We start from the raw sequence: 11,881 nt of genomic DNA, 5'->3' as shown, positions 1-11,881 counted from the left end.
TCAATCGCTGCGCGAGTGAACTCAGGCCAACGGTCGTCATGACGCTATCCTTGTTATTGTGCGGGCCGCGAACGGCGACCGTACAAAATAGGCTCCACGTGTTCAGAATTTCAAGCAGCGTCGATAAATTTGCTGCCGGTCAGGGCAGGTAAAGGCGGAACACCCCACCACCCAACGGCCCGCCATTGCTGATTTCGGTACGCCCACCCACGCCATTGCGTTGATGCAGCGCGGCAATTCGCCCGGCAAAGTACAGGCCCAGCCCGGTGCTGCCGGTGCTTTGATTGATGCCCTGCACATAATCGGCCTGGCGCTCGATCATCTGTGCCGGGTATCCCTCGCCATCGTCATTGATGGTCAACACCAGTTGCCCGGCTTCGTCGCTGACACTGATCAAAACGGCATGCCGCGCAAAGCGAATGGCGTTGTTGATGCAGTTGGCCAATACCGACGCGATCAACTCACGGTCAAAGAAGCCCAGCGGGCTCAGCGGGTCCACTTCATAGGTGGCCATGATGCTGCGGCTGGCGAACACCTCCTGATGACAGGCCAGTTGCGCTTCGATGAAATCGTCCAGCTCATGGTAGGCCGGTTGCAATGGCATCTGGTTGACGCCGAGCTTGTACAGCCCCAGCAACTGCACCAGCATGCCGTTGAGGTGGGCGAACTCGAAGTCGATCACACCCTGCTCCGGCGCCTGCCGCGCCGACTCCGGCAATCGTCCCAGCCACTGGCTGTGGGCCTGCATCAGCATGGCCAGCGAGTTCTTCATGTCGTGCACGGTAGAGGCGATCACCGTGGAGAAATCCAGTGCCTGTTGGTTGTCGTTCATTGGCCAAACGCCTTGCTTTTCAGCTTCTGGTAACGCGGATAGCGCGCGTCGGAGTCGGGCATCAGGCCGACCATTTTCAGGCAGGTTCGGCATTCTTCCAGTTCCGCCGAAGGAGCGCTGGTATCGGTGCCATGCAACAACGACTGCGCCATGTTCAGGGCGATACTGATGTTCTTCGGTTGCATCGCCAGGGCTTTGCGGAATACCTGCCGGGCCTCCACCAGGTTGCCGGTCTTGTAGACGCGCACGCCCTGACGGTTGAGCTCCGCGGCGGCGTTGCCGGAATTGAGGATGCTCGGGTCGTCGGTCTGCTTGGCGATGTCCTTCATGACCACAGGATCGTCGCCGTAGATTTCCACGCAGTTTTTCAGCATCGCGGTACCGGCCTCGGTCTGCCCGAGCAGTTTCAGCTGCTTGGCCACCAGCAAGGCCGCTTCGGCGCTCATGAATTGCTCCATGCCATCCAGGCGCAGCAAGGCTTGCTCGGTGAGCTTGTCGGCCGTCTCGGCGTCGTTGAGCAACAGGCTGGTGGCCTTCATCAGGCGCGCGCGGATTTGCAGGCCCGGATCGGAGGGGTTTTCCTTGGCCACGGCACTCAATGTGGTGTTGATTTCAAGGCGAGTCCGCGTGTCCAGGCCCCGTTCGCTGCCCTTGCTGATCAAGGCGTGGGCCAGGCCGAGGTTGCTCTCGGCATCCTTGAACCGTGACTGCGCGCCCTGGCTCACTGCCTGGCGATAGGCCTTGGCCGCCGTGTCGAAGTCCTCGTTGGTCATCGCCAGCTTGCCGAGCAATGCCTGGCGACGCACCGCCAGCGGCGACAGGCGAATCGCCTCTTCCAGTACGCGCTGTGCTCCCTTGGTGTCCCCTTCGGCGACCAGTACATCCGCCATGCCGTCATACAGCGACGGCATCATCGGGAAGACTTTCAGGGCTTTTTCATAAATGCCCTTGGCCTGCCCGACCTGGCCACGCTTGAACAGCAACTTGCCCAACCCGGCAAACGCCCATGGCAACGGGCGGTCGGCGATGATGCTGTCGTAGAGACGCTCCAGCGCTTCGTTCTGATTCAGGTCGCGCAGGGCATCGGCGCGAAAGCGCAGGCACAGTGGCGAATAGCGGATGTCTTGTTTGCACAGGGCGATACAGGCGTTGAGCACCTCCATCGGCTTACCGCGGTCGAGGGCCTGCAGGATCGGCTTGAGCAGGGTCTTGCGTTGCTCCAGGCGCTCCAGACGCTGGGCCAGGCTGGAACGGTTGAACGGCTTGGTCAGGTAGGCATCGGGCTCATGCTCCAACGCACTGAGCACCATGGCCTGGCTGGTTTCGGCGGTGACCATGACGAACACCGCTTCATGGCTGATCAGCTTTTCTTCCATCAGGTCTTCGAGCACCTGCTGGCCATTCTTCTTGCCGTCGCCCAGATGAAAGTCCTGCAGGATGAAGTCGTAGGCCTTCTGCGAGCACATTTTCAGCGCCTGCTCGCCGGTATCGGCAGTGTCCACTTCCTTGACGCCCAGTTCACGCAGCATCGACCTGACCGAACTGCGGAAGTCCGAGAAATCATCGACGATCAGAAAACGCTTTTGGTGATACGACAGCATCGAAGATTTCCAGGCAATTTAAGAAGAAGAACCCAAAGGCGAATACACGGACGGACTCAGCTTCGCAGCGCCATATTTTGGCGCGCAGATGATAGCTGGTAGCCATTAGCCATCAAACACCTTCTCATTGCCAATCAACACATGCATCGACCGCGAGAGGAGGCTCGTGACTGCCGTGTTATCGGCCAGCCATGGCATTCCCTTGAGAACCTTCCTCAACGCTCACTCTGAATATTCGAAGGCGCTACTGAAAACGAGAACTCGCGCACAAAAAAGTGCTGATGCATGAACACCCACAATTGCCGGTGGCTGACCAGGCAGATTTCGCCGATAAATTGACTAAGTCAACATTAGCACTCCTAAGTGAACGCCACTCGTCGATTAGTTGACGATCGTGATGTGGATCCGATCTTGGCCATTGGCCATCTATGGCAGGCCTAATACCTTGATTTTCGAGGGTTACTCCCCCTTCTCGAGAGCATCGGACAGTCCTGTCCGCACCGAACCTGGATCGAGGACTGACGGACGGGCGGGCAGGTAGCGCTCCGGGTTGGCCTAGAATCAGTTGAGAGGCGGGAGGGAGCACATCATCATGCGTAAACCACTGATAATTATTCGTATTTATCTGCTCTCCCGGGCTTTGGCTGCCTTCTGGAAACGTTCACGTCGCCTGCCGGTGCTGTTGATGGAAATGGCTCCGGGGTCGGTGATTACCAATGATCGCGCCTGCCTGGCGAGCAAATGGTTGACCCAGGAAGATCTGCGGGTAGAGGCCATCATTGGTTTTTCAAGGGGGTCAGGAAGATCATGACCGACCAAAAAGAGCCAATTCGTGTGATGTTGATCGATTGTCGCCCCCTCGTGCTCATGGGCCTTCACGACTTGATCAATGCCAGAAAGCCCCGGATGGAAGTGACAGCACAGGCCACCACCTATACCCAGGCGCTGGATCTTGCCGATCAACTGCGGCCCGATGTGATTTTTTTCAGTTTCTTTCCGGATGCGCTGAATCCTCTGGATGTCATCGCGGGACTCACCCGTAGCGCCGAAATGAAAGTGCTGCTGCTCAAGGGTCTGTACGAAGTCGTCCCCGCTGCCCAGGCGATAGAGGCTGGCGCTCGCGGCATCGTGCTGGCGGAAGACCCGACGGAATCGATTATCCAGGCCATCCTCAAGGTCCACCATAGCGACTTTGCAATGGACAGAGCCTGGGCTGGCGGCCTTTGCGGCTATGCCGTGACCGGGCAAATGCCCATTAAATGCAATCTGGAGCAGGCGAAACAGGCGCGGTTGACGCTGCGAGAGAGAGAACTGATTCGCGCCATCGTCGGCGAACCGTCCGCCAAATATGTAAGCATCGCCGGGCGCCTGGGGATCAGCGAGCACACCGTGCACAACCACCTCAGCAACATCTATCAAAAGCTTAATCTGATCAACCGTATCGACTTGCTGATGTATGCGCTGAAACACGGGCTCACCAACGAAGCCCCGACCGAGTCCGTCTGGGTGGAGCTGGATTGAATTTCAAGTCGATACAAGACGGTCTGCTCCTCACTTTCAGAGGGTAGACCGCCACCGTTCCGCCATCCTTGTCGGTAGACCGGGTCAGACAGAGTGCCCCGCAATACTGATGTCGTTCTCGGTAAATTCCGCCACGCCAACCTGTACCTACCCGCCGCGCTTTTCAAGCCTTGTGCTGCTCGCCAGTTCACAGCGCATGCGATCATGGGGATCTCGTATCTGAACCGCAAAAAGAATGCGAGGGTGGTTTCCTAGGCCACCCTCGCATCCGTTCACGCGCAAAGCCTCAGGCGCTGCCAAAAAAGATGTCGGTATTCTGAACATGGGCCCCGACCACTGTGATGGTCGTTGCTTGTCCGCCAGACTCGGCAACCGTCACGACGCCGTTTGCGCCCGAGTTGTCGATCTGGACAACGGCGTTCGGGTCGCCGTTGAGCACCAGCTTGTCTTGCACGCCAGACCCCGTATCGAAGCCGGTGACCTGGTACCTGTTCTCATTGACTGACAGGTCGACGTTGAACGCATCCTGCTTTCCGATCGTGCCAGCCAGCGAGAAGTCGAAGGATGCGTTGGCCGGGTCGTTGGCGAACAGGTTGGCGTTAAACGTACTCGTCGCCGAATCCCCATCCTTGTCCGTCAACGTCGCGCTGAACGCCAGCTGGACATCGCTGGCCAGACTCTCGCTCTGCTGAATGAACTGGATCACCGGGATCTTGACATCGCCCCGGCCCATCGTCAGCTGAACAGCGTCGATCAGTACCGTACCCTCCTTCTGGACGAGGAAGGACACCTGGCCGCCAGCCTCCGACGTCAGGGTGTTCACCTCGACTTGGTTCGAATGCGTGCCATCCGCGTAGTAGATCCTGTAGTACAGATCCTCGGTCGCCGTGTTGTAACCCGCCACGGAGTTGTCGATGAAGACCTTCATGCCCGTCAGCAGGCTCTCTGGATTGATGACGAAACTTTCATCGGCGGCGCTGATTGCCGCCAGGTTATCGCCCTGGAAAACGTTATTGCCGACGCCGATGCCGGACGCGCTGACGTTCATGGATGCGGGGTCGATGTACGCCGGCAAGGGGTTGGTCTGTAGCGTGGCTTCGGTGGGGTCGGATGCTCCGAGCCCGATGCCGGTCAGGATGTCCGCAGGCAACGCAAGCGCCTTTGCGGAAAAGAACACGATCTCCTCGGAGGTCGAAGGAATAGCCGGGTTATCCGTGTGAGGGATTAACAATGTGCGCACCGAATCCGGGCCGCCGGCAGCGAGCGAGCCGTTTGCACTGCTAAGCACGATCGTCGAACTGAAGCCTTGCACCAGATCCAGTGCATAGTGACCATCGGCATAGGCGGTCAGCGTGTAGTCGACGTTGGTATCCGAGGTTGCGGTGTTGTTGTCGAAATCACCGGTCAACGTTCCCGCGAAGTGGTACGCGCCATTGGCATCCGGTGATTGCGCCAGCTCGTGGAGCGTGCCGGTCCCGGTCATGGTCGTGTTGTCGGGCCTGACGAGGGTGAAGTGGTCATTGACCAACGAGATATCCAGACCGGCCGCACCCAGCCCGTCGGCTCCCGTCGCCATATTCCAGAACCCGGATTGCGCAAGGACGCTACCGGTCCCGATCAAGTTGCCGAAACTGAGTGCCGGCCCGTCGTCCCTGAACACCAGGTTCTGCCCTATGTTGAGGGTCGCCTGGGCGCTGTCGCCGTCCCCGTCGGTCTTGATCGCGGTCAGCGTCACCAGGTTGTCCGAGGTCAAACTCGTTGAATCATCCGGATTGGTCGGGTCGAGATGCACCACGGCCCGGAGCTGGTCGAGCGTGACGCCGCCATTGGCGGCCACGCTGACCGTGAACACCAGCAGGTTGCTGAGGGCTGTATGCCCTTCCACCACCGTGCCATTGAGCGACAGGTTCACCGCCTGGCCCGAGGCCGTGTCCGTCAGCCCGGAAGCTCCTGCCACTACGCCCAGTGCATAGGTCAGCGTGCCGGCACCATCGGCGCCAAACGCCGAGTTGAAGTTGGCGGCGAAGCTCTGGGTATCGTTGGTCGTCAGTATCGTTTCGTCCACCGTCAATGTTGGCTCCGTGCCGGTGGTGGTAATGCTTGGCCCGTCGTCCTTGAACACCAGGTTCTGCCCGATATTCAGCGTCGCCTGGGCGCTGTCGCCGTCCCCGTCGGTCTTGGTCGCGGTCAGCGTCACCAGGCTGTCCGAGGTCAGGCTCGTCGAATCATCGGGATTGGCGGTGTTGGCATGCACCACGGCGCGGACCTGGTCGAGCGTGACGCTGCCATTGGCGGCCACGCTGACCGTGAACACCAGCAGGTTGCTGAGGGCCGTATGCCCTTCCACCACCGTGCCATTGAGCGACAGGTTCACCGCCTGGCCCGAGGCCGTGTCCGTCAATCCGGAAGCCCCGGCCACCACGCCCAGCGCATAGGTCAGCGTGCCGGCACCATCGGCGCCAAACGCCGAGTTGAAGTTGGCGGCGAAGCTCTGGGTGTCATTGGTCGTCAGTATCGTTTCGTCCACCGTCAATGTCGGCTCCGTGCCGGTGGTGGTAATGCTCGGTCCATCGTCGTCGAAGATGATCCTGGAGCCGATTTCGGTTTTTGTAATTGAGGCCTGGACCAGCGTGAAACCACCAATATCAAAATCGGCGTGCTCATTGCCCTTGGCAGTGACGGCCGCGCCGTTCTCGACGAGCACGCGGTTGTGGTCCGACGTAGTGGTGTATTCAATCTGGTAGCCGGCTTTAACGCCGGTGATGGTTGCGACCCCTGCAGCAATGCTGATGGTGATGGCCGGATCATTCACCGAGCCGTTTGAATTCTCGATCACCTGCCCGGTGCTATTGTTGAAGACTCGAACATTGGTGATGGCCACCGACGCATCACCCGCATACCCATTGATGAAATCCGCGCCAGGCTCAGCAGCGGTGCTGAATGCGCTGACTCTTACCACGGCACTCTTGCCACTTTGCAACTGCACAACGTCGAAACTGGCCATCTTCGCATTGAAGACGTCGGTAAAGTCGATGTTGGATTCAACATCGGCTTCGTTTTGACTGAGGTTGGGAATGGTTAGATCCTGCCTGGCACCCGTGACGAACGAAAAACGGATGCCTTCCTGTTCCGTAATCATCTGGTTGTTGGTGCCTAAGGTGGTCGGGTTAGCCGCCTGGCTGGTAATGATCGTGTCGCCAGTGTTTATATTGGCGCCGCTTGACTGGTCAGCGGGGTCCTTGCCGGTGGCGATGATGGTGGGATCCGTGATCCGCAACACACCAGCGTCATCGACAATGTTCGGATTCGCCTTCGTGAACATCAGGAACAGGTTCGAACCGGAGGGCACACCGGTCAGACTGAATTCCAGGTCCTGGCTAGCCCCGATGAAAACCTTATCCAGCAGATTGAGCGAATCATCGGCATTCGTCATAACGGGATGTTTGAGCGGTTGGTACTCCACGGTCCAGATCTTGCCACCCGTGGCCGGCGATCCGGTTTCATCAATATAGGCAGCGAACACGATCGCGCCGGTTGCACTCCCGGCTCGGCCCACAACGATGTTGTTGTTCGTATCCGTATAGAGAAGGATGCTGGTGCCATCGAGGGTATCCAGTCCGCTGTCCTCGCCATTGAGCGGTGCGCCAGAGAAGCCGACGAAGCTGATATCGATACTGCTTGCTCCGGGGTCAGCGGTGATGGTGAATGCATTGCTGCCGGTGTTGTCCGCGGCACCGGTATAGCCACTCAAGGCCGCCCCCGTGGCGGTACCTGCCCCCAGTGCGGCTAAACGGGTAGTGAAGATCGAAGGCAGGGACGCCACCAGAATGTCATTGTCGTCAGCGTCCCCCGCAGGGGTTGGAGTGGCAGTGGCGTTCTGCAATCCGGCCGTTTCGTCCAGCGTAACGTCCTCGCCGGTTGCCACGACGCCCAAAACGCTGTCCGTAAACGACATTGTCGCCACGGCGTCATCAGCGGTGCCGACCACTCCATCGGCGCCCGCAGAGGCCGCTGTGAGCAGAAACGTTGCGCCTGCCGAGTCGTCGGGATTCACGTACCACGAGGTGGTGACGCTGCCGTTGACTTGGCCATCGAGATCGCCGACGCCGCCGTCGGTCACGGACCAGGGCTCGTGACCCGCTCCGGTGTTGGTATCGAGCACATCGTCGGACGTACCCCACACGCCATCCGCGCCGGCACCGATAGCGTGGTCGACTTCGAGCGTCACTGTGCTGCCGGCGGCGAAACCGCTGGCCGTGATGATGGCAGTGCTGCCGGGGGCGTAGTCTTTAAGGTTGGTGGTGACGGTCGGAATGTAGGTAAAAGTCCAGTCGTGGTTGACGGGTGAAGGATGGTCACCGGCGTTACTGGTCAGGTCATTCGTTAGCGATGAGATTTTCTTGCGCATAGCCATGACTTTCTCCTGGGCGGGGTCCAGTCATCGGAGGTCGACCTTGGACCATTTTCTGATCTATTGGTCACAACTATGAACAAGCACCGCAGACGGCACATCGGCGGATACTCCCAGACGGGATGGGAGATTCAGACTACGTGGGGGAGGAGACGGAAAGTCGCGAAGGCAGGGTTGATGGCGTCAATAGATCCCGGGGACCTGGGCTTTCGAACGTAATGTGCAAGTCGTGAAAAGGAAGCGTTGGAACAGGCGGGGGAGCTGCAAAATATGGTGTCCCAGGGCAGGTTCGAACTGCCAACCTTCCCCTTAGGAGGGGGATGCTCTATCCAATTGAGCTACTGAGACACACGTTGACCGCGCCGATGCGCGGTGCGATGGACGGCGTGCATGTTAACGGCCGGGCTGGCTTTTGTCATGTCGTCCGTAGGCTTTTTAAGTGTAGGCAGACGCCTCGGCCGGGCGCGGACTTGTTTACCGTGCAAATTGCATCACTGCAAAAAGCCATCATTGCAAAATGCAATATGGCGCTTTACCAAAAATAACTTAATTCATTGTTTTTAAAGAATTTAATTGCCGATAAACTCTGGCATGCGAGCTGCTTCTGCTGTTCTCACAGAACAACCGAGGCCCGCCCCATGAAGAGCGCCCTTTCACTCTCCTATGCCATCGCACTGGCGGTTTTAGCGGGAGTTCATTTTGTTCCCGAGAGCAGCGCTACGCAGGCTGCCCAACACATGCCGCATTACCTTCAGTTGCAGAAGGCACCACAGCTGGCAGTGACGAGCGACCAGCACGGCTTTGTCAGTCAGGAGAACAGCCAGAAAAACACCCTGGTACCAGCTCCGTCTGCCGAACGTTTGGTATTTTGAATGACCCTCACCAGGAGTACAGCATGTCCAGATCAGCCGCGAGTTTCTTCATCCTCGCCTTGTCGAGCGGCATTTTTCATCTGTCATTGACCCAGGGCATGGTCGTCACCCTCCCCCTGATCGCCTGTGGCGTATTCAGCGCGCTGTTCGTGCTCGCATTGATCGCCGGGCGCAAGATCAAGTTTGATCCGGTACTGCGCTGATCCCGACATGGCAGACCCGTTGCAAGGGCCTGCCATCCATCCTGAATTCCCCCCATCCATACGACTCCCCCTAGTAAATCGGCCATTTGCCACTATTCTGTAAAAGACAAGGAACAGGGATCGAGTTCACTTTTTCCTGCTCGTCGGAAACCTTTCGTCGGGTGGAGAAAGCAGGAAGTGATGGGGCTTGGCCGAACTTTTCAAACCAGTCCGCATTTCTGATAATTGGTGCTGGCAGAACGCCTTTATCCAGTTCAATATTTGTCACAGAATTGACGCCAAGGATCTGGCTGCTTTGAGGCATGATGCGCGCCTCTATCAATTCAGGTTGAACATTTGGTCAGAGCGCTTGTCCTACCAGACATCCTGCGGCCAATCCCGAAAACCGCTCCCCTGAACTAACCGGTTAAATATATGCGCCCATTGAAACAGGCAATTTATTCCAGCCGTACGGCTGACAAGTTCGTCGTACGTCTGCCAGACGGAATGCGTGAACGCATTGCCGAGGTGGCTCGCAATCATCATCGCAGCATGAACTCCGAAATCATTGCGCGCCTTGAGCAGAGTCTTATTCAGGAAGGCGCACTGGGAGAAGAGTTGAGCATGCGCCTGGACAGCCCCGAGCTTTCCTTGCACGAACGGGAGCTGCTGCAGCGCTTCCGCCAGCTCTCCCATCGACAGCAGAACGCCCTGGTATCTCTGATCGCCCATGACGCTGAAATGGCCGCCGACGCGTCCTGATTCAGCCAGAAAGCCCAAGCCAGCCTGATCGCTGGCTTTTTTTTGCCTGAAATCCGGGCACAAAAAACCCGCCAAACGGCGGGTTTTAGTGAAGCGGACTTCAGAGCAGGAAGATTGTCGCCAGCCCCAGGAAGATGAAGAAGCCGCCGCTGTCGGTCATGGCCGTGATCATCACGCTGGCACCCATTGCCGGATCGCGCCCCATCTTCGCCAGGGTCATCGGGATCAAAACCCCCATCAACGCCGCCAGTAACAAGTTGAGTATCATCGCGGCGGTCATCACCACGCCCAATGACCAACTGCCATAGAGCAGGTAGGCAACCACACCGATCACCCCGCCCCAGATCACGCCATTGATCAGCGCTACCGCCAATTCCTTGCGCATCAGGCGCGAGGTATTGCCGGTACTCACCTGGTCCAGCGCCATGGCCCGAACAATCATGGTGATGGTCTGGTTACCCGAGTTACCGCCGATCCCCGCCACGATCGGCATCAATGCCGCAAGCGCCACGAGTTTCTCGATCGAACCTTCAAACAAACCGATCACCCGAGAAGCCACGAACGCGGTAATCAGGTTGATCGCCAGCCAGGCCCAACGGTTACGCAGGGATTTCCAGACCGACGCAAAAATGTCTTCCTCTTCACGCAGACCCGCCATGTTGAGAACTTCGCTTTCGCTCTCTTCACGGATCAGGTCGACCATTTCATCGATGGTCAGACGGCCGATCAGCTTGCCGTTCTTGTCGACCACGGGCGCCGAGATCAAGTCGTAACGTTCGAACGCCTGGGCGGCGTCGTAGGCGTCTTCGTCCGGGTGGAAACTCACCGGATCGCTGGCCATCACCTCGGCAACCTGTTTGTCCGGATCGTTGACCAGCAAACGCTTGATCGGCAATACGCCCTTGAGGACGCCGTCGTAATCGACCACGAACAGCTTGTCGGTATGGCCCGGCAACTCTTTGAGACGGCGCAGGTAACGCAAGACCACTTCAAGGCTGACATCCTCGCGGATGGTCACCATCTCGAAGTCCATCAACGCACCGACCTGTTCCTCGTCGTAGGACAGTGCCGAACGCACGCGCTCGCGTTGTTGCTGGTCGAGGGTCTCCATGAGCTCATGGACGACGTCTCGCGGCAGCTCGGAGGCCAGGTCAGCGAGTTCGTCGGCATCCATGTCCTTGGCGGCTGCCAGGAGCTCGTGATCGTCCATGTCGGCGATCAGCGTTTCACGGACCGAATCGGATACTTCAAGGAGGATGTCGCCGTCGCGATCGGCCTTGACCAGTTGCCAGAGCGTCAGACGATCGTCCAGCGGCAAGGCTTCAAGGATGTAGGCGACGTCGGCGGAGTGCAGGTCATCGAGCTTGCGTTGCAACTCGACGAGGTTCTGCCGGTGAACCAGGTTCTCGACCCGGTCATGATGCGGGCCTTCCTGGCGGTGAGTCAGGTCTTCTACAACTCGCTGGCGCTGCAGCAACTCAACCACCTGAGCCAGGCGATCCTGCAAGCTTTCCTGCGTTTTCTTTACTTCAACATCGGACATAGGCGAACTCCACTCCCAGCAGCGGGGCACGCCGGAAGGATCAATCAGTCAATTCATGATTGGTGAAACGGGGTACTGAGTAACTACTGGGTAAGTCCATGGAGGTATTCCACAAGCCCCGGCGGGGCTGACGGGCGCAATGATACACCGCCTGACG

The 11,881-nt window shown here is 58.4% G+C and carries 10 protein-coding genes and 1 tRNA gene; 5 read left to right on the top strand and 6 right to left on the bottom strand.

Going from position 1 to position 11,881, the window contains the following annotated elements; all coding sequences use genetic code 11:
* Window positions 1–139: 139 nt before the first annotated feature.
* Complete coding sequence (locus tag KGA96_RS07485) at window positions 140–832, bottom strand: sensor histidine kinase (RefSeq protein WP_223512166.1); 693 nt, start codon at window positions 830–832, stop codon at window positions 140–142.
* Window positions 829–2,433 (bottom strand): tetratricopeptide repeat-containing response regulator, encoded by a 1,605-nt coding sequence (locus KGA96_RS07480; protein WP_223512164.1) that lies wholly within the window; start codon window positions 2,431–2,433, stop codon window positions 829–831. The genes KGA96_RS07485 and KGA96_RS07480 overlap by 4 nt, the downstream gene beginning before the upstream one ends.
* A 592-nt stretch (window positions 2,434–3,025) precedes the next feature.
* Here KGA96_RS07480 and KGA96_RS07475 point away from each other — a divergent pair.
* Together KGA96_RS07475 and KGA96_RS07470 are read left to right on the top strand one after the other, a co-directional pair.
* Entirely contained in the window at window positions 3,026–3,244 is a 219-nt protein-coding gene (locus KGA96_RS07475) for a hypothetical protein (protein ID WP_223512162.1), read from the top strand.
* Window positions 3,241–3,954, top strand: a complete 714-nt coding sequence (locus KGA96_RS07470) for a response regulator transcription factor (RefSeq protein WP_046042358.1) — start codon at window positions 3,241–3,243, stop codon at window positions 3,952–3,954. Before KGA96_RS07475 ends, KGA96_RS07470 begins: the two co-directional genes overlap by 4 nt.
* A gap of 286 nt (window positions 3,955–4,240) precedes the next feature.
* On the opposite strand, the gene KGA96_RS07465 is transcribed toward KGA96_RS07470, so the two are convergent.
* Window positions 4,241–8,368, bottom strand: a complete 4,128-nt coding sequence (locus KGA96_RS07465; RefSeq protein WP_411741585.1) for a DUF5801 repeats-in-toxin domain-containing protein — start codon at window positions 8,366–8,368, stop codon at window positions 4,241–4,243.
* 268 nt (window positions 8,369–8,636) lie between these two features.
* A tRNA-Arg gene (locus KGA96_RS07460) sits at window positions 8,637–8,713 on the bottom strand.
* 290 nt (window positions 8,714–9,003) lie between these two features.
* Here KGA96_RS07460 and KGA96_RS07455 point away from each other — a divergent pair.
* Together KGA96_RS07455 and KGA96_RS07450 are read left to right on the top strand one after the other, a co-directional pair.
* Window positions 9,004–9,237 (top strand): hypothetical protein, encoded by a 234-nt coding sequence (locus tag KGA96_RS07455; protein WP_046042335.1) that lies wholly within the window; start codon window positions 9,004–9,006, stop codon window positions 9,235–9,237.
* 23 nt (window positions 9,238–9,260) lie between these two features.
* Window positions 9,261–9,440, top strand: a complete 180-nt coding sequence (locus tag KGA96_RS07450) for a PA3371 family protein (protein WP_046042334.1) — start codon at window positions 9,261–9,263, stop codon at window positions 9,438–9,440.
* 70 nt (window positions 9,441–9,510) lie between these two features.
* On the opposite strand, the gene KGA96_RS07445 is transcribed toward KGA96_RS07450, so the two are convergent.
* Window positions 9,511–9,744 carry a hypothetical protein gene (locus tag KGA96_RS07445; RefSeq protein WP_080925351.1) on the bottom strand — a complete coding sequence of 78 codons (234 nt, stop codon included), beginning with the start codon at window positions 9,742–9,744 and terminating at the stop codon, window positions 9,511–9,513.
* Between the two features lie 110 nt (window positions 9,745–9,854).
* Here KGA96_RS07445 and KGA96_RS07440 point away from each other — a divergent pair, with 110 nt between their 5' ends.
* Entirely contained in the window at window positions 9,855–10,181 is a 327-nt protein-coding gene (locus tag KGA96_RS07440) for an Arc family DNA-binding protein (RefSeq protein ID WP_003178899.1), read from the top strand.
* Between the two features lie 100 nt (window positions 10,182–10,281).
* Here the strand turns inward: KGA96_RS07440 and mgtE are convergent, their stop codons facing one another.
* Window positions 10,282–11,724 carry a magnesium transporter gene (gene mgtE, locus KGA96_RS07435; protein WP_046042333.1) on the bottom strand — a complete coding sequence of 481 codons (1,443 nt, stop codon included), beginning with the start codon at window positions 11,722–11,724 and terminating at the stop codon, window positions 10,282–10,284.
* Window positions 11,725–11,881 lie beyond the last annotated feature (157 nt).

The sequence above is a fragment of the Pseudomonas sp. GL-R-26 genome (genome assembly GCF_019947365.1).
Classification (GTDB): Bacteria; Pseudomonadota; Gammaproteobacteria; order Pseudomonadales; family Pseudomonadaceae; genus Aquipseudomonas.
The sequence above is the reverse complement of the archived record's forward strand: the minus strand, read 5'-3'. Positions and strand labels throughout refer to the sequence as shown.